The organism is Methylorubrum subtropicum, assembly GCF_038442325.1.
In the GTDB taxonomy this organism is placed as follows: Bacteria; Pseudomonadota; Alphaproteobacteria; order Rhizobiales; family Beijerinckiaceae; genus Methylobacterium; species Methylobacterium subtropicum.
Genome location: NZ_JBBXMW010000001.1, coordinates 12883 through 36157, shown reverse-complemented (window position 1 = coordinate 36157; position 23275 = coordinate 12883). Strand labels below are relative to the sequence as shown.

18 protein-coding genes and 1 pseudogene are annotated in these 23275 nt (G+C 71.8%); 17 read left to right on the top strand and 2 right to left on the bottom strand.

Going from position 1 to position 23275, the window contains the following annotated elements; translation table 11 throughout:
- Positions 1-117 precede the first annotated feature (117 nt).
- From ltnD to denD, 4 genes are all read left to right on the top strand, one after another.
- Positions 118-1050, top strand: a complete 933-nt coding sequence (gene ltnD / locus AAHG03_RS00160) for an L-threonate dehydrogenase (protein WP_342147942.1) — start codon at positions 118-120, stop codon at positions 1048-1050.
- A 14-nt stretch (positions 1051-1064) separates the two neighbouring features.
- Positions 1065-1862, top strand: coding sequence for a 2-oxo-tetronate isomerase (otnI, locus tag AAHG03_RS00155; protein ID WP_342147941.1), 798 nt, complete (start codon positions 1065-1067; stop codon positions 1860-1862).
- Positions 1859-3148 carry a 3-oxo-tetronate kinase gene (otnK, locus tag AAHG03_RS00150; protein ID WP_342147940.1) on the top strand — a complete coding sequence of 430 codons (1290 nt, stop codon included), beginning with the start codon at positions 1859-1861 and terminating at the stop codon, positions 3146-3148. Before otnI ends, otnK begins: the two co-directional genes overlap by 4 nt.
- 89 nt (positions 3149-3237) lie before the next feature.
- Positions 3238-4194 carry a D-erythronate dehydrogenase gene (gene denD, locus AAHG03_RS00145; protein WP_342147939.1) on the top strand — a complete coding sequence of 319 codons (957 nt, stop codon included), beginning with the start codon at positions 3238-3240 and terminating at the stop codon, positions 4192-4194.
- Positions 4195-4385: 191 nt separating this feature from the next.
- Here denD and AAHG03_RS00140 read toward each other — a convergent pair whose 3' ends face one another.
- Entirely contained in the window at positions 4386-4667 is a 282-nt protein-coding gene (locus tag AAHG03_RS00140; protein ID WP_342147938.1) for a hypothetical protein, read from the bottom strand.
- Between the two features lie 268 nt (positions 4668-4935).
- Here AAHG03_RS00140 and AAHG03_RS00135 point away from each other — a divergent pair, with 268 nt between their 5' ends.
- The 9 genes and pseudogenes from AAHG03_RS00135 to AAHG03_RS00095 all read left to right on the top strand — a co-directional run.
- A complete protein-coding gene (locus tag AAHG03_RS00135; RefSeq protein ID WP_342147937.1) occupies positions 4936-5466 on the top strand; it encodes an RNA polymerase sigma factor in 531 nt (176 codons plus the stop codon).
- Between the two features lie 2 nt (positions 5467-5468).
- Positions 5469-6236 (top strand): anti-sigma factor family protein, encoded by a 768-nt coding sequence (locus AAHG03_RS00130; protein ID WP_342148554.1) that lies wholly within the window; start codon positions 5469-5471, stop codon positions 6234-6236.
- Positions 6237-6243: 7 nt separating this feature from the next.
- The gene (locus AAHG03_RS00125; RefSeq protein WP_342147935.1) at positions 6244-7356 is read left to right on the top strand and encodes a catalase family peroxidase; all 1113 of its coding nucleotides are present in this window, start codon (positions 6244-6246) and stop codon (positions 7354-7356) included.
- Positions 7353-7907: a cytochrome b gene (locus tag AAHG03_RS00120; RefSeq protein WP_342147934.1), complete on the top strand. Its 555-nt coding sequence runs from the start codon at positions 7353-7355 to the stop codon at positions 7905-7907. The genes AAHG03_RS00125 and AAHG03_RS00120 overlap by 4 nt, the downstream gene beginning before the upstream one ends.
- A 314-nt stretch (positions 7908-8221) precedes the next feature.
- On the top strand, positions 8222-8464 hold the full coding sequence (locus AAHG03_RS00115; protein ID WP_342147933.1) for a hypothetical protein: 243 nt from the start codon (positions 8222-8224) through the stop codon (positions 8462-8464).
- A gap of 333 nt (positions 8465-8797) precedes the next feature.
- Positions 8798-9106 carry a hypothetical protein gene (locus AAHG03_RS00110; protein WP_342147932.1) on the top strand — a complete coding sequence of 103 codons (309 nt, stop codon included), beginning with the start codon at positions 8798-8800 and terminating at the stop codon, positions 9104-9106.
- 55 nt (positions 9107-9161) lie between these two features.
- Positions 9162-10880: an NAD(P)H-dependent oxidoreductase subunit E gene (locus AAHG03_RS00105; RefSeq protein WP_342147931.1), complete on the top strand. Its 1719-nt coding sequence runs from the start codon at positions 9162-9164 to the stop codon at positions 10878-10880.
- A gap of 67 nt (positions 10881-10947) precedes the next feature.
- Complete coding sequence (gene fdhF / locus AAHG03_RS00100; RefSeq protein ID WP_342147930.1) at positions 10948-13917, top strand: formate dehydrogenase subunit alpha; 2970 nt, start codon at positions 10948-10950, stop codon at positions 13915-13917.
- 61 nt (positions 13918-13978) lie between these two features.
- Positions 13979-15065 (top strand): annotated as a pseudogene (locus AAHG03_RS00095) (IS630 family transposase); the annotation flags it as partial.
- A gap of 166 nt (positions 15066-15231) precedes the next feature.
- On the opposite strand, the gene AAHG03_RS00090 reads toward AAHG03_RS00095, so the two are convergent.
- A complete protein-coding gene (locus AAHG03_RS00090) occupies positions 15232-17898 on the bottom strand; it encodes an excinuclease ABC subunit UvrA (protein WP_412759698.1) in 2667 nt (888 codons plus the stop codon).
- A 592-nt stretch (positions 17899-18490) separates the two neighbouring features.
- Here AAHG03_RS00090 and AAHG03_RS00080 point away from each other — a divergent pair.
- From AAHG03_RS00080 to AAHG03_RS00065, 4 genes are all read left to right on the top strand, one after another.
- The gene (locus AAHG03_RS00080) at positions 18491-20080 is read left to right on the top strand and encodes an amidase (protein ID WP_342147928.1); all 1590 of its coding nucleotides are present in this window, start codon (positions 18491-18493) and stop codon (positions 20078-20080) included.
- A 236-nt stretch (positions 20081-20316) separates the two neighbouring features.
- On the top strand, positions 20317-21069 hold the full coding sequence (locus AAHG03_RS00075) for a DeoR/GlpR family DNA-binding transcription regulator (RefSeq protein ID WP_342147927.1): 753 nt from the start codon (positions 20317-20319) through the stop codon (positions 21067-21069).
- Positions 21044-22327, top strand: a complete 1284-nt coding sequence (locus AAHG03_RS00070; RefSeq protein WP_342147926.1) for a Zn-dependent hydrolase — start codon at positions 21044-21046, stop codon at positions 22325-22327. Before AAHG03_RS00075 ends, AAHG03_RS00070 begins: the two co-directional genes overlap by 26 nt.
- Complete coding sequence (locus tag AAHG03_RS00065; RefSeq protein ID WP_342147925.1) at positions 22324-23274, top strand: phosphotransferase family protein; 951 nt, start codon at positions 22324-22326, stop codon at positions 23272-23274. Before AAHG03_RS00070 ends, AAHG03_RS00065 begins: the two co-directional genes overlap by 4 nt.
- The last annotated feature ends 1 nt before the right edge of the window (position 23275 follow it).

The following is a 23275-nucleotide window of genomic DNA, read 5'->3' as shown; positions in this document are numbered from 1 at the left end:
AGCATCGGCCCGAAAGGTGGGTACCGGCTTTCGGAAAAAAGCCGATGCGGCACAGCAACCTAATGCAGCAGCCCGCCGTCCCCTCCCCTTTCGATCTCACGGAATGGAGCCCACACGATGAGTCTCACCCCCCAGGCAGGCCGGGCCGCCGTGATCGGCCTCGGGTCGATGGGCGCCGGCATGGCGGGCTCGCTCCTGCGGGCGGGCTTCCCGGTCGCCGCCTGCGACGTGAACCCGGAGGCGGTGGCCCGCTTCGCGGCGGCGGGCGGGCGCGGCGTCGCGACCCCGGCCGAGGCTGCGCGGGACGCCGACGTGGTGGTCTGCGTCGTGGTGAATGCGGCGCAGACCGAGGCCGTCCTGTTCGGCCCCGCGGGGGCCGCCGAGACGATGGCGCCGGGCGCCGTGTTCGTCTCCTCGGCGACCATGGACCCGGCCATCGCCCGTCGCCTCGCGTCGCGCCTTGAGGCGACGGGGCGCCACTACCTCGACGCGCCGATGAGCGGCGGGGCCGCCAAGGCGGCGGCGGGCGAACTCACCTTCCTGGCCTCGGGCACCGGGGCCGCCTTTGCCGCGGCCCGGCCGGCGCTCCAGGCCATGGCGGGCAAGCTCTACGAACTCGGCGACGCCGCCGGACAGGGTGCCGCCTTCAAGATGATCAACCAGCTGCTCGCCGGCGTGCACATCGCCGCCGCCAGCGAGGCGATGAGCTTTGCCGCCAAGCAGGGCCTCGACCTCTCCAAGGTCTACGAGGTGATCACGGCCTCGGCCGGCAATTCGTGGATGTTCGAGAACCGGATGCCGCACGTACTGGCGGGCGATTACAGCCCCAAGAGCGCCGTCGACATCTTCGTCAAGGATCTCGGCATCGTGCAGGACATGGCGCGGGCCGAGAGATACCCCGTGCCGGTGGCCGCCGCCGCTTTGCAGATGTTCCTGATGGCCTCGGGCTCCGGCATGGGCCGGGACGACGACGCCTCGGTGGCCCGCCTCTACGCGCAGGTGGCCGGCGTCACCCTGCCCGCGTCCAAGCTGCCCGCGTCCAAGGCCTGAAGGGAGACCGCGCCATGCCGCGCTTTGCCGCCAACCTCACGCTGATGTTCACCGAGCGGCCGTTCCTCGACCGCTTCGCCGCCGCCGCCGAGGCGGGCTTCACCGCCGTCGAGTTCCTGTTCCCCTACGACCATCCGCCCGAGGCGATCGCCGAGCGCTTGGCCCGGTTCGGGCTGACCCAGGCCCTGTTCAACCTGCCGCCGGGCGACTGGGCGGCGGGCGAGCGCGGCCTCGCCGCCCTGCCGGACCGCTTCGCCGAGTTGCAGGCGGGCGTCGAGACCGGGCTGACCTACGCGCGGGCCACCGGCGTCGCCCGGCTCCACCTCATGGCCGGCATGGCCGACGCCGCCGATCCCGCGGCGCGGGACGCCTATCGCCGGGCCGTGGCCTGGACGGCCGAGCGCGTCGGGCGCGAAGGCCTCGATCTGGTCTTGGAGCCGATCAACGCCCGCAACATGCCGGGCTATTTCCTCAATGATTTCGGGACTGCGGCCCGCCTCATCACGGAGCTTGCGCTACCGAACCTGAAGCTCCAGTTCGATCTCTACCACTGCCAGATCCTGCACGGCGACGTGACCACCCGCCTGCGCGCGCTGATGCCGATCGTCGGCCACGTGCAGACCGCGAGCGTGCCGGCCCGCAACGAGCCCGGCACCGGCGAGATGAACGACGCCTTCCTGTTCGCCGAACTCGACCGCCTCGGCTACACGGGCTTCGTCGGCTGCGAGTACAACCCGGCCGCCGGCACGGAGGCGGGCCTCGCTTGGTTCGCACCCTACCGCGCCGCGCAAGGCGGGGAGGCCGGCCGATGAGCCTCGTCCTCGGATCGGTGGCCGACGACTATACCGGCGCCTCGGACCTCGCCAATACGCTGACCAAGGGCGGCCTGCGCACGGTGCAGACCATCGGCATCCCCGCCGACGACGTCGATCTGGCCGGCGTCGATGCCGTGGTGGTGGCCCTCAAGACCCGCTCCATCCCGGCGGCGGAGGCCGTGTTGCGCTCCCGCGCGGCGGAGGCGTGGCTGCGCGGATGCGGCGCCGCCCACGTCCTGTTCAAGATCTGCTCGACCTTCGACTCCACCGACGCGGGCAATATCGGCCCCGTCACGGACGCCCTGCGAGCTGAGGCCGGCGCGCCCATCGCCCTCGTCACCCCCGCCTTCCCCGAGACGGGGCGCACCGTATACCAGGGCCACCTCTTCGTCGGCGCGGTGCCGCTGAACGAGAGCCCGCTCAAGGACCATCCCCTCAACCCGATGCGCGACGCCAACCTCGTGCGGGTGCTGGCCCGCCAGAGCGCCTCGCCCGTGGGGCTCGTTGATTTCGCCACCGTGGCCCGGGGCCCCGAGGCGGTGGCCGCGCGCCTCGACGCGCTCGCCGCCGACGGCGTGGGCGCGGCCATCGCCGATGCCGTGGTGGACGCCGACCTCGAAACCCTGGGGACCGCGGCCCTCGCCCACCGGGTGTCGGTCGGTGCCTCGGGCCTCGGCCTCGGCCTCGCCCGCGCCCTGGTCGCGGCCGGGCGCGCCTCTGCACCGGACGACGCCGCCGATGTCGGCGCCCCGGTGGGCGGGCTCGCCGCGTGTCTGGCCGGCAGCTGCTCGCAGGCGACGCTGGGCCAGATCGCGGCGGCCGAGGCCGTGATGCCGGTGCGCCGCCTCGACCCCGAGCGGGTGCTCGCGGGGGACGCCGAGATCGAGGCCACCCTGGCCTGGGCCGGCGAGCACGTGGGGCGCGGCCCCGTCCTCATCGCGAGCAGCGCCGAGCCCGAGACCGTGCGGGCGCTCCAGGCCCGCCACGGCGGCGACCGGGTCGGCCATGCCCTGGAGGACGCGCTGGCCCGCATCGCCGAAGGCCTCGCGGCGCGCGGCGTGCGCCGCCTCGTGGTGGCGGGCGGCGAGACCTCGGGGGCCGTCGTCGACCGGCTCGGGCTGCGGGCTTTCCGGCTCGGACCCGAGATCGCCGCAGGCGTGCCGGTGCTGCGGAGCCTGGGGCAAGGGTCGGCCGGCCTTGGCGATCCCATGCTGCTCGCCCTCAAGTCGGGCAATTTCGGCGGTCGCGACTTCTTCGCCCGCGCTCTCGACCTGATGCACTAGCTTGTTGTGCCGCATCGTCTTTTTCCGAAAGCCGGAAACCACCTTTCGGGACGATGCTCTAAAATCCCCTTCCCGGAGGCCGACGACCCATGCATGCACTGATCCTCGGCGCCGCCGGCATGATCGGCCGGCGCCTCGCCGATGCCCTCGCGGCGCAGGGCGAGGCCCGCGCCCTCACCCTCGTCGACGTGGTGGAGCCGACGGCGCCCGCGGGATTCACCGGCCCCGTCGTCACCGCCGCCGCCGACCTGTCGAGCCCGGGGGCGGCGGAGGCCGCGCTGAGCGGCCGGCCGGACGTGATCTTCCACCTCGCCGCGATCGTCTCGGGCGAGGCCGAGGCCGACCTGGAGAAGGGCTACCGGGTCAACCTCGACGCGACCCGCCTCCTCCTCGACGCGATCCGCCGCGCCCACGCCGCCGAGGGCTATCGCCCGCGGGTGGTGTTCACCTCGTCGCTGGCGGTGTTCGGGCCGCCGCTGCCGGGCGTCATTCCCGACGACATGATCCTGACGCCGGCGACCTCCTACGGCACCCAGAAGGCCATGGGCGAACTGCTGCTCGCCGACTACACGCGGCGCGGCTTCCTCGACGGCATCGCCCTGCGCCTGCCCACAATCTGCGTCAGGCCGGGCAAGCCGAACAAGGCGGCCTCCGGGTTCTTCTCAGGCATCATCCGCGAGCCGCTGGCCGGCCAGGAGGCCGTCCTTCCGGTCCCCGACACCGTGCGCCACTGGTTCGCCAGCCCGCGCTCGGCCACTGAATACCTGCTGCACGCCGCCCGCATCGATCTGAGCGCCCTGGGCCTGCGCCGCAGCCTGACCATGCCGGGCCTCTCGGCCACCGTGGCCGACGAGATCGAGGCCCTGCGCCGGGTGGGCGGCGACGCGGCGGTGGCGCTGATCCGGCGCGAGCCGGACCCGGCGATCCAGGCGATCGTCGAGACGTGGCCGGAGGCCTTCGACACGCGCCGCGCGCTCGATCTGGGCTTCAAGGGCGATGCGAGCTTCGATGCCTTGATCGAACTGCATCTCGCCGAGACGCGGTAGACCCTCCGACTCCGTGTCGGGGCCGGCGACCGCCGCCGGCCCCGCCGTGCCCTCGCCTGTTGTCCGCTTCCTTCCCGGTTCGTCACCGAATTCTTCGCGTCGAAATCCCGAACGACAGGCTACGCCGCGAGCGTCGGACGCCGACGACCCCCGGCGGTCGCTCCACCGCCGGGGTGAACCGTGCGCTTCGTTCAGTTCGGAATCAGCGCCCGGGCGGGCCCGCCCGTCTCCTGTCCCCGGCCGCGGGCGTAGGGCGGCAGGGCCGGGTTGTCGGCGTTGGCGGAGTCCGTGTCGGTCTCGAAGTCGTCGCGGCGCGGCGCCGTGCCGGCCGTCCAGGCGGAGGCGAGCGCGGATGGGCAGAGGCCCGGACAGGCCCGCTCCGGCGCGACGGCTTTTGCATTAGCGGCGCTGGTCGCGGCGATGGCACCGAATACGGCGAACAGGACGAGAGCTTTGTGCTTGATGCCGTGCATGTCCAGGCTCCTCGATCGATCTGCCGAACACTTCGCTCGGTTCGGCGATGACCTGACAGACGCCGCTTTCTGCGGGTTATTCCAGACGCATTTCGAAAAATCGCGGCCTCGCTGTTCAGCGCCGGGCATGCGGTGCGACGAGGAAAAAATCGTGAGGGGTTCGGAATAAACGTCGCGAAACGGCGTCTCTGCTCCCATGCCGTCGCCGGGCGCTCCTGCCGCGGGCGGCTCGGCATCGGAAAACTCCGCGCATGTCGGGAGACTGGCCGTGAGCGATATGGTCCGCCTCATCGAGCCGCTCATCCCGGCGCTACGCCGCTATGCCCGCGCGCTCCTGCGCAACCCGACCGATGCCGACGACCTCGTGCAGGACTGCTTGGAGCGCGCGATCGGCCGCTGGCATCAGCGCCGGGCGGACGGCGACGTGCGCACGTGGCTCTACGCCATCCTCCACAATCTCGCCGTGAGCCAGATGCGCCAGCGCGCCCGCCGCGGCACGTCGATGCCCGTCGAGGATGCGCCGGAGGCGGTCCTCGCGGTGGCCCCGAACCAGCACGAGGGCCTGCTCCAGCGCGACCTGACCGCGGCGCTCGATGCGCTGCCGGACGAACAGCGCGGCGTGCTGCTGCTCGTGAGCGTCGAGGGGCTGTCCTACGCCGAGGCGGCGCAGGTGCTCGCGATCCCGATCGGGACGGTGATGTCGCGTCTGGCCCGCGCCCGCGACCGCATGATTCAGCTCATGGACGGGGAGCGCGCCGCCGCCCCCGCCGGGCGTCCGCTGCTCAGGAGGGTGAAGTGACCGTGCGCCCGATCACCGAGGACGACATCCAGGCCCTCATCGACGACCGCCTGGAGGCGGCGCGCCGGGCCGAGGTCGAGGCCTATCTCGCCCGCCATCCCGATCTGAGCCAACGTGTGGAGCGCATGCGCGGGCTCGGCGACGCCTTGCGCGACGCCTTCGCGCCGGTGGCCGCCGAGCCGGTCCCGGCCCGGCTCACCCTCGCCCACCTCGTCGAGGCGCGACGGCGCCCGCGTCTGCCGGCCTGGCAGGCGGCGGCCGCGGCCGTGCTGCTGGCGCTCGGCGGGATCGGTGGCTGGGGCCTTCGCGGCACGCTGTCGGCGCCGATGACCGGCGTCGATGCCCTGGCCCAGGAGGCGAGCGCGAACTACGCCGTCTATGCCCCCGACCGCCTGCGCCCGGTCGAACTCGCGGCGAGCAGCAGTGACGAACTCGCCCGCTGGTTCTCCGCCCGGCTCGACCGCCGCGTCGGCGTGCCGGATCTGAGCGGCTCCGGCTACCGGCTGATGGGCGGGCGCCTCGTCGCCACGCCGCACGGCCCGGCGGGCCTGCTGATGTACGACGACGCGCGCGGCACGCGGCTCGTCATGCTGATGCGGCCCATGGCCCAGCCGGGCGACGCGCCGATGCGCGAGCACCGGACGGGATCGGCCACCGGCTACGCCTGGGCCCAGGACGGGCTCGGCTACGGCCTCGTCGGCGCGAGCGATCCCGCCGTCCTGCACCCCCTCGCCAACGAAATCCGCCGCACGACCGCGACGAACACCTGAGGCTTCCATGACCCTGCTGCATCGCCTGACCGGGGCTCCGCCCGGTATGACCCCGCGCGCCCTGATACTGCGCGTCTGCGCCATCGGGGCGCTGCTCGCCGGCACGGCCGGCGCCTTCGCCGCTGCCGGCGGCTGGCTGTCGCCGACGGCGCTGACCCCGGCCCGCGTCGTCGATCGCTTCGAGCAGGTGAACGGCCCGCATCCGGGCTTCCGGCGCAACCACGCCAAGGGGCTGTGCGTCGCGGGTGAGTTCGCCGGCAACGGGGCGGGCGCCGCCCTCTCGAAGGCGGGCGTGTTCGCGGCAGGCCGTGTGACGCCGGTCGAGGGGCGGTTCGCGCTCGCGGGCGGGCAGCCCTACGCGGCCGATGCCGCGGCGACCGTGCGCAGCCTCGCCCTGCGGTTCCGGCTGCCGGACCGGGAGGAATGGCGCACGGGCATGAATGCCCTCCCGGTCTTTCCCGTGCGCACGCCCGAGGCGTTCTACGAGCAATTGCTTGCGGGCAAGCTCGACCCGGCCACCGGCAAGCCCGACCCGGAGCGCATGAAGGCGTTCTTCGCCGTCCATCCGGAGAGCGCGAAGGCCGCCGGCCTGATCAAGGCGCGCCCGATCACCGCGGGATTCGCCGACAGCACCTTCCGCAGCCTGAACGCCTTCCGGTTCGTGGCCGCCGACGGCCGTGCCACGCCGGTGCGCTGGGCCCTCGTGCCCGAGCGGCCGGCGGTGCCGGAGACCGCCGCGCAAACCGCGCGGACGGACAAGAACTACCTGTTCGACGACCTTGCGGCGCAGCTTCGGCAGGCGCCGCTGCGCTGGCGCCTCGTCGTCACGGTCGGTGGGGCGGGCGATGCCACCGCCGACGCGACGCTGCCCTGGCCCGCCGACCGCGAGAGCCTGGACGTGGGCACCCTGACCCTCACCGGGGCGACGCCCGAGGAGGCCGGCAATTGCCGGGACGTCAACTTCGATCCGCTCGTCCTGCCGGACGGCATCGCCCCGTCCGACGATCCGCTGCTGAGCGCCCGCTCGGCCGCCTATGCCCGCTCCTTCACCCGCCGGGCGGGCGAGGCGACGCGCCCCAGCGCCGTGACCGCGACGGCCGGCCAAGGAGACACCCCGTGACGCAATCCACCCGCTTCAACGGGCCGGCCCGCCTGCTGCACTGGAGCATGGCGGCGCTGATCCTGGCCATGCTGTTCATCGGCGTCGCCATGGTGGCCTCGCTCGCCGATTACGGTACGCTGGTCGCGCTGCATCGCCCGCTCGGCCTGCTGATCCTGATCCTGGCGGTCCTGCGGCTCGCCAACCGCTGGCGTCGTCCGCCGCCGCCCCTGCCCGCGGACCTGCCGCCGTGGCAGCGGCGGGCCGCGCACGCCTCGCACATCGCCCTCTACGGGTTGATGCTGGCCATGCCGCTCGTCGGCTGGGCGATGCTGTCGGCCGGCCGCATCCCCGTCGCGGTGGCCGGGCCGCTGGTGCTGCCGCCGATCCTGCCGCAGAGCCCGATGCTCTATGCGTGGCTGCGCGAACTCCACACCGTCCTGGCCTACGGGCTGTTCGGCCTCGTCCTGGCGCATCTCGGGGCGGCCCTGCTGCACGGGCTGATCCGCCGGGACGGCGTGTTCGCCAGCATGGCGCCCTGGCGTGTGCGGCGCCCGGCCGGGAACCTGTAGGGCATCGGCCCGGGGCGGCGTCGCTCCGGCTCGCCTGCAGGGACCGGGAGTGCGACCCGGTCCCCATTCCCGCCCCTATGACGCGCACAAACCTGCAATATGATGCACATATCATATGCAACTGTCGCCAACTGCGATTTTTGCATATGACTTGGCGTCGTCCCGGAGAATTCGAACTTCGGAGCGCCTGGAGCGTATTGCCGCCCTGGCTTCGACGGTTGACGGAAGCAGAGGCTGCGCCGTAAATCGAAGCGGACCTTACAGTATCGCGTGTCACGACCATCGTGCGGCCGGCTGCTCGCGCTCGATCGATTGTGCACCCGCGCGTTCATCCGGCCATTTCAACGTTGTGTGATCCCGTGCCGGAAACAGACGCGACCGATATGTTCTCCGCCGTGCGTATCGTCAGCGCTTCGCTCATCGACGGCGGGCGGACGATGGCTATTCGCATCAAGAAGTCCGATGCGAACGAGGCGTTGATTCTTCTTTCTCCGAAAGATGCCGAAGATTTGCAGCTGCGCATCTCCGAGGCACTCGACGACCCCAATCCGCCGTAACGCGAATTCGGCCGGCCGCGCGATCGGGAAATGTCGCGCGCGAGTCCGTAAAATACGAGACGATCCGCAGGCGATGAGCGCCAATTGTTCGGCGCTGCCGCGAAGCTATGCCGAATATCGCTCTGTCTGTAGCCGACGATACATGCGGTCGGCCGTATAAGCGCGCGCAACGGACAGGCGCGTGGATGCGCGAAACGCTGGCGGGGTATGCCCCGGATGCAGTTTGAAATGATCCCAGTTCGGCATACACATGCATTATATCGCAGAATGGCGTGATGCCGGCATGGACGAGTTCGAGATGCGTCGCTTCCTCCCCCAGGTCTCCCGGTAGGCATGTCCATGGATGCCAGCCGACTGGCGAGCGCGGCCGCGCAAGCTTACGCCGCCGAAACCAAGCCGCCGCTCACGGAGGAATTGGCCGCCCGGGTGCGGGACGCCCTGCAGGCCGCCCTCGAGGAAACGGGCACCGCTGGGGAAGCGGACCGGATCGATCGGCTGAACGCGGCGCTCGACGCGTTCGAGACGGATCTCGACGCGGTGGTCGGGCCGCGGATCGCCTCGCTCGACGCGGCCTCCGCCGCGGTCACGACCCGGCATCGCTCGGAAGCCGGGCAGCCCCTGCGGGCCTTCGGCGGCCAGTAGGCCGCTCGCCGCATCACGCTCCTTCGCCCCATCAGGTTTGAAAACAGGTCGCGCCATGAGTGAGGATACGGGGACTGTCCGGCGCTTCGCGCATCCGGGCCGTGGCCGCAACGTCGCCCGCGGGGTGCCGAAGGGCCGTCAGGTCGATCCGCAGGCCAAGGTCGAGATCGAGGGGCTGCTCGGCACCCGCTCGCGCCAGCGCGACCTGCTGATCGAGCATCTGCATCTGGTGCAGGACACCTACGGCCAGATCAGCGCCGACCATCTCGCCGCGCTCGCCGACGAGATGAGCCTCGCCTTCGCCGAGGTGTTCGAGACCGCGACCTTCTACGCCCATTTCGACGTGGTGAAGGAGGGCGAGGCCGACATCCCGCGCCTGACCGTCCGGGTCTGCGACAGCATCACCTGCGCGATGTTCGGCGCCGATGAGCTGGTCGAGACGCTGCAGCGCGAACTCGCCTCCGACGCGGTGCGCGTGGTGCGCGCCCCCTGCGTCGGCCTGTGCGACCACGCGCCCGCGGTCGAGGTCGGCCACAACTTCCTGCACAAGGCGGACCTCGCCTCCGTCCGCGCGGCGGTCGAGGCCGAGGACACCCACGCCCACATCCCCACTTACGTCGATTACGACGCCTACCGGGCGGGCGGCGGCTACGCGACCCTGGACAAGCTGCGCAGCGGCAATCTCCCGGTCGAGGACGTCCTGAAGGTGCTCGACGACGGCGGCCTGCGGGGCCTCGGCGGCGCCGGCTTCCCCACGGGCCGCAAGTGGCGCTCCGTGCGCGGCGAGCCTGGGCCCCGCCTCATGGCGGTCAACGGCGACGAGGGCGAGCCTGGCACGTTCAAGGACCAGCTCTACCTCAACACCGATCCGCACCGCTTCCTCGAAGGCATGCTGATCGGCGCCCACGTGGTCGAGGCGAGCGACGTCTACATCTACCTGCGCGACGAGTACCCGATCTCCCGCGAGATCCTGACCCGCGAGATCGCCAAGCTGCCCGAGGGCGGCACCCGCATCCACCTGCGCCGGGGCGCGGGCGCCTATATCTGCGGCGAGGAATCCTCGCTGATCGAATCGCTCGAGGGCAAGCGCGGCCTGCCGCGGCACAAGCCGCCCTTCCCGTTCCAGGTCGGCCTGTTCAACCGCCCGACGCTGATCAACAACATCGAGACCCTGTTCTGGGTGCGCGACCTGATCGAGCGCGGCGCGGAGTGGTGGAAGAGCCACGGCCGCAACGGCCGGGTGGGCCTGCGCTCCTACTCGGTCTCGGGCCGGGTCAGGCAACCGGGCGTGAAGCTGGCGCCGGCCGGCCTCACGATCCAGGAGCTGATCGACGAGTATTGCGGCGGCATGTCCGAGGGGCACACCTTCGCGGCCTACCTGCCGGGCGGCGCGTCGGGCGGCATCCTGCCGGCCTCCATGAACGACATCCCGCTCGATTTCGGCACGCTGGAGAAATACGGCTGCTTCATCGGCTCGGCCGCGGTGGTGGTCCTGTCCGACCACGACGACGTGCGCGGCGCCGCGCTGAACCTGATGCGGTTCTTCGAGGACGAGTCGTGCGGCCAGTGCACGCCCTGCCGCTCGGGCACCCAGAAGGCCCGCATGCTGATGGAGAACGGCGTGTGGGACACCGAACTTCTCGGCGACCTCGCGCAGTGCATGCGCGACGCCTCGATCTGCGGTCTCGGACAGGCGGCCTCGAACCCCGTCAGCTCCGTGATCAAGTATTTCCCGGACCTCTTCCCGGCACCGCGGGCCGTGGCGGCCGAGTGACGCCCGACCCGACGCTTCTAATCCCGAAATCGACGCCCCCGACGAAGTCAGAGCCTGGAGCGGACGCATGAGCAACGGCCCCGAAGTGCGCGGCGAAAAGACCGAGCGGCCCGAGATTCGCGCCAACGGACGCCAGGATGCCGGTGGTTCGGCCAACGGTGCGCAGGCGAATGCCGGCGGCGCCTACTCGCAGGGCGCCAAGTCCGGCGGCCAGGCCGCGCCCGAGCCCTCGGGCACCTTCGGCCTCAAGGACGCCCCGGTCGCGCCCGCCACGATCACCTTCGAACTCGACGGTCAGCAGGTCGAAGCGCAGCCCGGCGAGACCATCTGGGCGGTGTCGAAGCGGCTCGGCACGCATATCCCGCATCTCTGCCACAAGCCCGAGCCCGGCTACCGCCCGGACGGCAATTGCCGCGCCTGCATGGTCGAGATCGAGGGCGAGCGCGTGCTCGCCGCCTCGTGCAAGCGCACGCCCGCCATCGGCATGAAGGTGAAGACCGCGACCGAGCGCGCCACCAAGGCCCGCGCCATGGTGCTGGAACTGCTCGTCGCCGACCAGCCCGAGCGCGCGACCTCGCACGACCCGTCGTCCCATTTCTGGGTCCAGGCCGACTATCTCGACGTGTCGGAGAGTCGCTTCCCGGCCGCCGAGCGCTGGGCGAGCGACGTCAGCCACCCGGCCATGAGCGTCAACCTCGACGCCTGCATCCAGTGCAACCTCTGCGTCCGCGCCTGCCGCGAGGTGCAGGTCAACGACGTGATCGGCATGGCCTACCGCTCGGCGGACGCCAAGGTCGTGTTCGACTTCGACGACCCGATGGGCGCCTCGACCTGCGTCGCCTGCGGCGAGTGCGTACAGGCCTGCCCGACCGGCGCGCTGATGCCGTCCGCCTATCTCGACGCCAACCAGACCCGCACGGTCTATCCCGACCGCGAGGTGAAGTCGCTCTGCCCCTATTGCGGCGTCGGCTGCCAGGTCTCCTACAAGGTCAAGGACGAGCGGATCGTCTACGCCGAGGGCGTCAACGGCCCGGCCAACCACAACCGGCTGTGCGTCAAGGGCCGCTTCGGCTTCGACTACGTCCACCACCCCCACCGCCTGACGACGCCGCTGATCCGCCTCGACAACGTGGCCAAGGACGCCAACGATCAGGTCGATCCGGCCAACCCCTGGACGCATTTCCGCGAGGCGACCTGGGAAGAGGCGCTCGACCGCGCCGCGGGCGGCCTGAAAAAGATCCGTGATACCAACGGGCGCAAGGCGCTCGCGGGCTTCGGCTCGGCCAAGGGCTCGAACGAGGAGGCCTACCTCTTCCAGAAGCTCGTGCGCCTGGGCTTCGGCACCAACAACGTCGATCACTGCACCCGGCTGTGCCACGCCTCGTCGGTGGCGGCCCTGATGGAGGGTTTGAACTCCGGTGCCGTGAGCGCCCCCTTCTCGGCCGCGCTCGATGCCGAAGTCATCGTCGTCATCGGCGCCAACCCGACCGTGAACCACCCGGTCGCCGCGACCTTCCTCAAGAACGCGGTCAAGCAGCGCGGCGCCAAGCTGATCATCATGGACCCGCGGCGCCAGACCCTGTCGCGCCACGCCCACAAGCACCTCGCCTTCCGCAACGGCACCGACGTGGCGATGCTGAACGCGATGCTGAACGTCATCGTGGAAGAGAAGCTCTACGACGAGCAGTACATCGCCGGCTACACCGAGAACTTCGAGGCCTTGAGGGAGAAGATCGTCGACTTCACGCCGGAGAAGATGGCGCCGGTCTGCGGCATCGACGCCGAGACCCTGCGCGAGGTGGCCCGCCTCTACGCCCGGGCCAAGTCCTCGATCATCTTCTGGGGCATGGGCGTCAGCCAGCACGTCCACGGCACCGACAACTCGCGCTGCCTGATCGCGCTCGCGCTCATCACCGGCCAGATCGGCCGTCCCGGCACCGGCCTGCACCCGCTGCGCGGCCAGAACAACGTCCAGGGCGCGTCCGACGCCGGCCTGATCCCGATGGTCTATCCGGACTATCAGTCGGTCGAGAAGGCGGCGGTGCGCGAGCTGTTCGAGGAGTTCTGGGGCCAGTCCCTCGATCCGCAGCGGGGCCTCACCGTCGTCGAGATCATGCGCGCGATCCACGCGGGCGAGATCAAGGGCATGTTCGTCGAGGGCGAGAACCCGGCGATGTCGGACCCCGACCTCAACCACGCCCGCCACGCGCTGGCGATGCTCGACCATCTCGTGGTGCAGGACCTGTTCCTGACCGAGACCGCCTTCCACGCCGACGTGGTGCTGCCGGCCTCGGCGTTTGCCGAGAAGGCCGGCAGCTTCACCAACACCGACCGGCGCGTGCAGATCGCCCAGCCGGTGGTCGCGCCCCCCGGCGACGCGCGCCAGGATTGGTGGATCATCCAAGAGCTGGCCAAGCGGATGGGCCTCGACTGGAACTATGCCGGCCCGGCCGAGATCTTCGCCGAGATGGCGCAGGTGATGCCGTCCTTGAACAACATCACCTGGGAGCGGCTGGAGCGCGAGGGCGCGGTGACCTATCCGGTCGATGCGCCCGACCAGCCCGGCAACGAGATCATCTTCTACGCCGGCTTCCCCACCGAGAGCGGGCGCGCCAAGATCGTCCCGGCGGCGATCGTGCCGCCGGACGAGGTGCCGGACGCCGAGTTCCCGATGGTGCTCTCCACGGGCCGCGTGCTGGAGCACTGGCACACCGGCTCGATGACCCGGCGCGCGGGCGTGCTCGACGCGCTGGAGCCCGAGGCGGTGGCCTTCATGGCGCCCAAGGAACTCTATCGCCTCGGCCTGCGCCCCGGCGGCGCGATGCGGCTGGAGACGCGCCGCGGCGCCGTCGAACTCAAGGTGCGCTCCGACCGCGACGTGCCGGCCGGCATGATCTTCATGCCGTTCTGCTACGCCGAGGCCGCCGCCAACCTCCTGACCAACCCGGCGCTCGACCCGCTCGGCAAGATCCCCGAGTTCAAGTTCTGCGCCGCCCGCGTCGCCCCCGTGGAGGCCGCGACCATGGCGGCGGAGTGATCGGGCTCTGATACCAACCCTCATCGAGGGCGACTCACGGGGTAGCGTCGGCGGTTGAGGGATGATTCTGTTCTCGGGCTTTGAGCCTGAGGAGGATGGGATGGCTGCTCCGGCGCCGCTGCGGCCGGACTTCAACGCCGAGAGCCTGCGCGCCTTGGCCAAGAGTTCGCGCGATCCCGCCCAGACACGGCGCCTGCTGGCGCTGTCGGCGATCTACGCGGGCGGCTCGCGCTCGGCCGCTGCCGCGCTCGGCGGGGTCGGGCTCCAGACGGTGCGGGACTGGGTGGTGGCGTTCAACCCGCACGGTCCCGAGGGGCTGATCGACGGCAAGGCCCCCGGCGCCCGCCCGCGCCTGGACGCCGAGCGGCGGAGGCGCTGCGGGTCCTGGTCGAGCAGGGCCCGATGCCGGCCGCGCACGGGGTGGTCCGCTGGCGGCTGGTCGATCTGGCCCAGATCCTGTTCGAAGACCACGGCGTGTCGGTGTCCGAGCAGACCTTGAACCGGGTTCTGCGGGGCATGGGCTATCGCAAGCTCTCCGCCCGCCCGCGCCACCATGCCCAGGATCCGGACGCAATCCCCGCTTTCAAAAAGCCTTCCCCGCCCGCTTGGCGGAGATCGCGCAGGGTGTCGGCGGCAAGCCGATAGAGGTCTGGTTCGCCGACGAGGCCCGCGTCGGACAGAAGAACACGATCTCCCGTCGTTGGGCCCGCCGCGGCACGCGCCCCTCGGCGCCGAAAGACCAGCGCACCGCCTCCGCCGACATCTTCGGCGCGATCTGCCCAGCACGGGGAACGGGCGCGGGCCTCGTCATGCCCCGCTGCACCACCCAGGTGATGAGCCTGCACCTGGCCGAGATCGCGCAAGCCGTCGCGCCCGGCGCGCACGCCGTGCTGCTCCTCGATCAGGCCGGCTGGCACACGACCCGGAAGCTCGCCGTGCCCTCCAACATCACGCTGCTGCCGCTGCCGGCCCGCTCCCCCGAACTCAACCCGGTCGAGAACCTGGGGCAGTTCCTGCGCGACAACTGGCTCGGCAACCGCATCTTTCGATCCTACGACGATGTCCTCGACCACTGCTGCGCCGCTTGGCGCCGCCTCATCGATCAGCCCTGGCGCATCATGTCCATCGGGCTGCGCCAATGGGCCCATAGATGCCGTTCAATGAGGATTGGTATCACCGGTATGTTTGTGGCGCTGGCGGCCAGCTTCGCCACCATGGGCCTCATCGACAGCTTCGCCTTCATCACCGGACGGATGTTCCTGACAAAACTCACGGTGTGCGTGGCACCCGCGCCGGCGGCGTTGGCATCGTGATTCACGAACGGACGCAGGCCTCGAGCTCTTCCCGCAGATACGGTGCCGTGCGGCTCGCCCGCGCCTGCGCCACGGTCTCGGGACGGCCGGCGGCGACGATCGTGCCGCCGAGGTTTCCCGCGCCCGGTCCCACGTCGATGACGTGATCGGCGCCGGCGACGACGCGCATGTCGTGCTCCACCATGACGACCGTGTTGCCGGCCTCGACGAGGCCGTCGAGCTGGAGCATCAGGCGGTCCACGTCGGTCGGGTGCAACCCCGTCGTCGGCTCGTCGAGGACGTAGAGCGTGCCGCCGCGCTGGCCCCGCTGCAACTCGGTCGCGAGCTTGATGCGCTGGGCCTCGCCGCCGGAGAGTTCGGTCGCGGGCTGGCCCAGGCGCAGGTAGCCGAGACCGAGATCGCGCAGCACGGCGAGCGGGCGCAGCACGGAGGGCTCGTTCGCGAAGGCCGCGCAGGCGCGCTCGACGGTGAGCCCGAGCACGTCGGCGATGGAGAGCCCGTTCCACGTGACTTCCAGCGTCTGCGGCGCGTAGCGGCTCCCGTGGCAGGTCAGACAGGGAGCGTAGACGCTCGGCATGAACAGGAGTTCGACGCTGACGAACCCCTCGCCCTCGCAGGCCGGGCAGCGGCCCTTGGCGACGTTGAACGAGAAGCGCCCCGCATCGTAGCGGCGCCGCCGCGCCTCGGGCGTGCCGGCGAACAGCTTGCGGACGGCGTCGAACAGGCCGGTATAGGTCGCGAGGTTCGAGCGCGGCGTGCGCCCGATCGGTTTCTGATCGACCTGCACGAGGCGCCGGACGCCCTCCATGCCGTCGACGATGCGCCCTTCCGTCGGGCCCGGCGCCGCGTCGAGCGGATCGTCCGGCTCGTCGTCGGTCTCGACCGGCCGCCCGAGGCGGTCGCCGACGAGTTCGAGCAGGGCCTGGGAGACGAGGCTCGACTTGCCCGAGCCCGAGATGCCGGTCACGGCGGTGAGGCAGCCGAGCGGGAACGCGGCCGAAACCCCGTTCAGGTTGTTACGCACGATCCCCTCCAGGCGCAGCCAACCCGTCGGCGCGCGCCGCGCCCGCCGGGGCGGGGCGGCGAGCCCGAACAGGTGCAGCCGCGTGCGCGACGCCTCGATCTCGCGCAGCCCCTCCGGCGGGCCGCTGTAGAGCACGGTGCCGCCGTGCTCGCCCGCGTCCGGGCCGACATCGACGAGCCAGTCGGCCCGGCGCATCGTGCCGATGTCGTGCTCGACGACGAACAGAGAATTGCCCGCGGCCAGCAGCCCGGCCAGCGCCTCGTGCATCGCGTCGCCGTCGGCGGGATGCAGCCCGGCGGTCGGCTCGTCGAGCACGTAGGCCACGCCGAAGAGCTGCGAACGCAACTGGGTGGCCAGCCGCAGGCGCTGCAGTTCGCCCGAGGACAGGGTCGTGGTGACCCGGTCGAGCGAGAGGTAGCCGAGGCCGAGCTCGGTCAGCGTCCCGATCCGCTCGATCAGGTCGGCGGCGAGCCGCTGGGCGGCCAGCCGCTTCTCGATGGAGAGGTTCGGGGTCGCGCGCACGTCGGGCGCGCTCGGGTGGGCCGATCCTCCGGCGGCGGCGCGCCGGGCGCGATCCTGCCGGCCCGCCTCGCGGTCGAGCGTTTCCGGGGTGGCGTCCTCGTCGGGCAGCCGGTCCTCGGCCGCGGGCCGCATCGCCTCCGCCAGGTCGGACAGCGTCATGCGCGCGAGTTCGCCGATGTCGTACCCGGCGAAGGTGACCGAGAGCGCTTCGGGCTTCAGCCGCTTGCCGTGGCAGGCCGGGCAATCCTCGCTCACGAGGTAGCGCGCGGCGCGGCGGCGCATGAGCGCGCTCTGCGAGTTGGTGAAGGTGCCGAGCACGTGGCGGCGGGCGCTCGTGAAGGTGCCCATGTAGCTCGGCTCCAGCCGGCGCCGACGCGCGGCCTGCGTCTGCGCCGGGGTGAGCCCGGCATAGACCGGCTCCTGCGGCTGCTCGTCGGTGAACAGGATCCAGTCCCGCAGCGCCCGCGGCAGGTCCTTCCAGGGCGTGTCGACATCGACGCCGCGGCTGACCAGGATGTCGCGCAGGTTCTGCCCGCCCCAGGCCTGCGGCCAAGCCGCGACCGCCCGCTCGCGGATCGTCAGCGAGGGGTCGGGCACCATCGAGGCTTCGGTCGCCCGGTAGATCCGCCCGAGCCCGCCGCAGGACGGGCAGGCGCCCTGCGGCGTGTTGGGCGAGAAATCCTCCGCGTAGAGCATCGGCTGGCCCGGCGGATAGGTGCCGGCGCGCGAGTACATCATCCGCACGAGGCTCGACAGGGTGGTGACGCTGCCCACCGAGGAGCGGGCGCTTGGCGTGCCGCGCTGCTGCTGCAGGGCGACCGCCGGGGGCAGCCCCTCGATGGCATCGACATCGGGCACGCCGACCTGATCGATCATCCGCCGCGCGTAGGGCGCGACCGATTCGAAGTAGCGGCGCTGGGCCTCCGCGTAGAGCGTGCCGAAGGCCAGCGACGACTTGCCGGAGCCGGACACGCCGGTGAACACCACGAGGGCGTCGCGCGGCAGTTCCACGTCGACATCGCGCAGATTGTGCTCCCGGGCACCCTTCACCGTGACGTAGCCCGGCCGTCCCGCGCCGGCCCGAGCCATCCCGACCCGTTCCCTGTCTCTCGGCTGATCCATGGGCCTTCCTCTCGACGCGTCATGTCTCGCGGGACACCGAACGTTCCCGCGGCGACGCGAGCGTCGGGCGTGCGGGAGCGACCCCGTGCGGGAAACCCGTCGTCCGTCCGTCGGCGCAGGCTGGTCGCAGGGGCGAACGCCGGCCTCGTCTCGGGTGCCGACCCGGTCGGGGGCATGACGCTCCACGTCGATAACGGCAAGGCCGTATGGCCGGGCTTCGCCTGCCATCCGAGCTGACGCGCATCGCGCTTCGCCCCGCGGTTCGGCCCCGCGCGACCGACGAAAGATCGGGGCGGGCCCGACCGGCGGGCCGTGGATCGCCCCGACAGGCCGGAAAAGGGGCCTCGAAGCCGCCTTTTCGGCGGTCGCCATCGAGTAGGATCGGGCAGCGTTGGTGAGTAGCCCCGAACGGGACGCGGCCATTCCCGATCCATATGGGAACTTAGTTTTCCTCCAAAGAAAAAATCGGCCCGATCATCGACGCCGTGCGGGGCCTTCGCGCGAGGGATTTGTGGGGATTGTGGCATAAGCTTTGCTGGGTCGAGGGGGCATGGACGCGACCGGCCGTGCCCCCTCGACACGCGAGACCCCGATGCTTCAGACCGCGCGACAGGCGACCCTCGATCCGACCGAAACCGGTGCGGCGGAGGATCTCGCGGCCCGCCTCGTCGAGATGACGGTGGCCGATGTCCGGCAGGCGCTCGACGGCGGCACGGTGACGGCGGAGGCGCTGACCCGCGCCTTCCTGGCGCGGATCGGCCGCTACAACCCGCGCTACAATGCGCTGATCGTGATGAACCCCCGCGCCGTCGAGGACGCCCGCGCCATCGACGCCCGGCGCGCGGCCGGCGAGGCGCTGGGGCCGCTCGCGGGCGTGCCCGTGGTCATCAAGGACACGATGGACATGGCCGGCCTGCCGAGCACCGGCGGCTGGCACTTCCTCTCGTCGGCCGCGGGCGGCGTCGATCTGATTCCGGCGACCGACGCCCCGGTGACGGCGCGGATGCGCGCGGCCGGCTGCGTCATCCTCGGCAAGACCAACGTGCCGGTGCTGAGCCATACCGGCAGCCACGCCAACGACAGCTGGGCCGGGCCGACCCTCAACCCCGCCGCCCCCGACCGCATCCCCGGCGGGTCCAGCGCCGGCACCGCCACGGCGGTGGCCGCGAGCCTCGCGGTGCTCGGCCTCGCCGAGGAGACCGGCGGCTCGATCCAGAACCCAGCCTCCGCCCAAGGGCTGGTCGGCATCAAGCCGAGCTTCGGCCTCGTGCCGAATGCCGGGGTGATGCCGCTCGCGGGCTCGACCCGCGACGTGGTCGGCCCGATCACCCGCTGCGTGCGCGACGCCGCCCTCACCCTCGACGCGCTCGCGGGCTACAGCGCCGCCGACCCCAAGACCGTCGCGGGCATCGGCCGACGCCCGGCGGGCGGCTACGCCGCCGGGCTCGCGCCCGACGCGCTCGCGGGCAAGCGCCTCGGCCTGTTCGGCCCGGGCTGGCGCGACCTGCCGCTCTCGCCCGAGGCCGCCGCCCTCTACGAGCGGGCGCAAGGTGAGCTGACGGCCGCCGGCGCGACCCTGGTCGCCGATCCCTTCGCCGGAACGGGCTTTTCGGCGCTCGCCGAGCCGACGCCGGGGCTGGTCTATTTCGACGCCCGCGGCTTCGAATCCGCCCCGTTCGACCTCCAGCTCTATCTGGAGCGGATGGGCTCGGACGTGGCCCTGAGGAGCTTCACCGCCTTCGCCGAGGCGACCCGGGCCGAGGACGCCTTCGCGCCGGGCGGCGTGCTGCATCCGATCAACAACCTGCGCCAGCTCGCCCCCTGCCTTGCCGACCCGGCCAGCCCGCCGGACCTCTCCGACTTCCTCGCCGCCCGCGAAGCCTATCTCGCGCTGTTCGATCGGGTGATGGCAGCGCACGGCCTCGACGCCCTGGTCTTCCCGCAGATGCGGGCCGAGCTGCCGCCGCTGCACGGGCCGGGCACGCTGTTGGAGACCACGGTCTGCGAGATCAACATCGCCGGGCTTCCCGGCGTGACGCTGCCCGCGGGCGCCTACGCCTCGGGCGCACCGTTCAACCTGATCTTCGTCGGGCGGATGTGGAGCGAGGGCGACCTCCTGGCCTTCGCCTACGCCTACGAGCAGGCGACGGGCCACCGCCGCGCCCCCGCCCTCGATGCCTGAGCCGATGCGCGCGCCCCGCCGGGTTCCGTCGCCGCTCCGCTTAGAGCGCTTTCCGACGAAGTGGACACCGGTTCGTCGAAAGAAAGCGCGGCACAACAAAAGCTCAGAGATGCATCCCGACCCAACGTGGTCGGGCGCAGCTCTAGCGGCATCCTGCCTTGTGAATGCGCGAAGATCGCCCGCGACCGGACGGCGACCGCGCCGCTATCCTGCCCCCGAACGCGCAAGGGGCCGGGATGCTGACCGATCATCGCCACGAGGAGATCCTCTCGCAACTCGCTCAGACCGGGCGGGTCGGGGTGACCAGCATCGCGGCGGCGCTCGCGGTGTCCGACGAGACGATCCGGCGCGACCTCAAATTGCTGGAGGAGCGCGGCCTGCTGCGGCGCATCCACGGCGGCGCCGTGCTGCCGCGGCTCGATCAGGAGCGCCCGCTGGTGGAGCGCAGCCAGCTCAACAGCCGCGAGAAGGGGCGCGTCGCGGCCCTCGCCGAGGGGCTGGTGGAGGACGGCATGTCGATCTTCATCGACACCGGCACCACGACGCTCGCCTTCGCCCGGCGCCTGACCACCCGCAAGCTCACGGTGACGACGAACTCCATCGACATCGCCCTGCTGCTCGCCGACAGCCCGGCGCGGATCAACCTGACGCCCGGCACCCTGCGGCCGAAGGACAACGCGCTCGTCGGCTACGACACGCTCGATTACGCCCGGCGCCACTTCTTCGATCTCGCCGTGATGGGCATCGCCGCCTGCGACCTTGCGCAGGGGTGGATGGACTACGAGGAGCACGAATCCGTCCTGCGCCGGGCCCTGCGCGGCCAGAGCCGGCGCCCCGTGCTGCTGGCCGATTCCCGCAAGTTCGGGCGCCAGGCCAACCTTCAGACCTTCGAACTCGCCACGCCGCTCACCGTCGTGACCGACCGGCCGCCGCCCGAGCCCTTCGCGGATCGGTTCGCGCGCCATGACATCGACGTCATCGCGACCTGACGCGGACATCCACGCGCTTCTGTCCGCCTTCTCGGCCTGCGGCGCGACCGCGGGCGGCGGCATCACCCGGCTCGCCGCGAGCCCCGAGGACGGGCAGGCCCGCGACCTGATGCGGGACTGCCTGGAGCGGCTCGGTGCCGAGATCCGGATCGACCGCGTCGGCAACCTGTTCGGGCTCGTGCCGCTGGCGCGGAATCCGCATGCGCCGCTGGTGATGCTGGGCTCCCATCTCGACAGCCAGACCCGCGCCGGCCGCCTCGACGGCACCTACGGCGTCGCCGCCGCGATCCTCGCCGCCGCGGCGCTGGTGCGGGAAGCCGGCGCCGGACGCCCGTTCTCGGCCAACCTCTGCGTCGTGAACTGGACCGGCGAGGAGGGCGCGCGCTTCCGCCCGAGCCTGCTCGGGAGCGGCGTCTATGCCGGGCGCAGCAGCGCGGACGCCGCCCTGGCCCTGCGCGACGAGGCCGGCATCTCCCTCGGCGAGGCGCTCGCCGCCATCGGCTATGCCGGCACCGACGCCCCGCCGCCGATGCCCGCCTGCTACCTCGAACTCCATGTCGAGCAGGGCACCGTGCTGGAAGCCTCCGGCGCGGTGATCGGCGCGGTCACCCGCAACTGGGGCGCGGCCAAGCTCGACGCGGTGTTTTCCGGCGCGCAGGCCCATACCGGCCCGACCCCGATGGAGCGCCGCCGCGACGCCCTGCTCGGGGCGGCCTACGCCATCGCTGAGCTACGCGCGCTCGCCGACCGGTTTCCGGGGCGGCTGCACACCTCGGTCGGGCGCATACGGGTCGCGCCGAACTCCGCCAACGTCGTGCCCGAGCGGGTCGAGATCGCCGCCGAACTGCGCTCGGCCGACGACGCGCTGCTGGCCGAGGCGACGGCGCTTGCCGAAGCCGCGTTTGAGGCCGCCGCCGCGCGGGCCGGCGTGACGGTGTCGGTCCCGACCCGCGCATTGCGCGGCATCCGCGCGTTGCCCGCCACTGTCAGCGACCTCGTCGCGGCCTGCGCCGAGGCGGAAGGGCTGGCCTGCCGCAGGCTCGATACGGTCGCGGGCCACGACGCCCTGAGCCTGCTCGATCGCTGCCCGACCGGGCTGATCTTCGTGCCGAGCCTCGGCGGCATCGCCCACAACGAGGCCGAGGCGACGGCGCCGCGCGATCTCGAAGCCGGGCTCGCGGTGCTGACCCGCGCCGCCCGCCGCCTGTGCCGCGCTGCCGGCGCGCCGGAGATCGCGCTGCGGGGGGAGAGCGCATGATCGCCCTCGGCTCCGCCTCGGACCCGTTCGAGCGCCGCGTCGAGGCGGCGCTCGAACGCATCAGTTGGGGCGGGCGCCCCGGCCGCTTCGCGCTGGCCGCCGCGCCGGTCGCCTCGCCGACCCACCGCGCCGTCGCCTCCGACTGCGTGCGGGTCGAGATCGAGGGGCAGGCCCCGGTCTTCCTGAAGATCCGCCACGACGACATGGCCGGCGACGTGCTGCCCTGGGCCGACGCCGCCGCGGAACGCGCCGCCGCTTGCGGGGTCGGCCCCGCGGTGATCGCCGTGGGCGCGGGCGTGCTGGCGCTCGAATGGCTGCCCGCCCCTTGGGCCTACGCCCGCCTCGGCGATCTCCAGTCGCCGACGCTCGCCGCCGCCGTGCTCGACGCCAAGGCGCGGCTGCACGCCTCGGGGCCGCTCGGCCACGCCTTCTCGCCGTTCGAGCGGGTGACGGCGCTGGCCCGCGAGGCGCGGGCCGCGGGCGCGCCGCTGCCGCCCGACCTCGACCGGCTGCTCGCCGCCGCCGAGCTGGCCCGCGCGGCGATCGCGGCGGCGGGGATCGACGCCACCTTCTGCCACAACGACGGCATCGCCTCGAACGTGATGCTCGACCGTGCCGGCGGCGTCCGTCTCGTCGATTTCGACCTCGCCGGCGATACCGACCCGTGGTTCGACGTCGGCGCCTTCCTCAACGAGGCCTGCGCATTCGACGCCGATCGCCGCGCCCTCATCGAGCACCACGCCGGCACCTGCCGCGAGCCCCTGTTCGCCCGCGCCCGGCTCTACGGTTTCCTCGACGACCTGATGTGGGGTTTGTGGGGAATCACCCGTGCGGTCACATCGCCCCGCCCCACCATCGAATTCTTAAAATACGCCCAATGGCGCCACCTCCGCGCCCGCACCACCCTCGCACAGCGGGATTTCGAGACATGGCTGCGAATCCTGTGAT

What these genes read in the sequence shown, in the direction of transcription:
- ltnD (WP_342147942.1), top strand. Translation starts at nt 118, where the DNA reads ATGAGTCTCACCCCCCAGGCAGGCCGGGCCGCCGTGATCGGCCTCGGG.
- otnI (WP_342147941.1), top strand. Translation starts at nt 1,065, where the DNA reads ATGCCGCGCTTTGCCGCCAACCTCACGCTGATGTTCACCGAGCGGCCG.
- otnK (WP_342147940.1), top strand. Translation starts at nt 1,859, where the DNA reads ATGAGCCTCGTCCTCGGATCGGTGGCCGACGACTATACCGGCGCCTCG.
- denD (WP_342147939.1), top strand. Translation starts at nt 3,238, where the DNA reads ATGCATGCACTGATCCTCGGCGCCGCCGGCATGATCGGCCGGCGCCTC.
- AAHG03_RS00140 (WP_342147938.1), bottom strand. Translation starts at nt 4,667, where the DNA reads ATGCACGGCATCAAGCACAAAGCTCTCGTCCTGTTCGCCGTATTCGGT.
- AAHG03_RS00125 (WP_342147935.1), top strand. Translation starts at nt 6,244, where the DNA reads ATGACCCTGCTGCATCGCCTGACCGGGGCTCCGCCCGGTATGACCCCG.
- AAHG03_RS00110 (WP_342147932.1), top strand. Translation starts at nt 8,798, where the DNA reads ATGTCCATGGATGCCAGCCGACTGGCGAGCGCGGCCGCGCAAGCTTAC.
- AAHG03_RS00105 (WP_342147931.1), top strand. Translation starts at nt 9,162, where the DNA reads ATGAGTGAGGATACGGGGACTGTCCGGCGCTTCGCGCATCCGGGCCGT.
- fdhF (WP_342147930.1), top strand. Translation starts at nt 10,948, where the DNA reads ATGAGCAACGGCCCCGAAGTGCGCGGCGAAAAGACCGAGCGGCCCGAG.
- AAHG03_RS00090 (WP_412759698.1), bottom strand. Translation starts at nt 17,898, where the DNA reads ATGGATCAGCCGAGAGACAGGGAACGGGTCGGGATGGCTCGGGCCGGC.
- AAHG03_RS00080 (WP_342147928.1), top strand. Translation starts at nt 18,491, where the DNA reads ATGCTTCAGACCGCGCGACAGGCGACCCTCGATCCGACCGAAACCGGT.
- AAHG03_RS00075 (WP_342147927.1), top strand. Translation starts at nt 20,317, where the DNA reads ATGCTGACCGATCATCGCCACGAGGAGATCCTCTCGCAACTCGCTCAG.
- AAHG03_RS00070 (WP_342147926.1), top strand. Translation starts at nt 21,044, where the DNA reads ATGACATCGACGTCATCGCGACCTGACGCGGACATCCACGCGCTTCTG.
- AAHG03_RS00065 (WP_342147925.1), top strand. Translation starts at nt 22,324, where the DNA reads ATGATCGCCCTCGGCTCCGCCTCGGACCCGTTCGAGCGCCGCGTCGAG.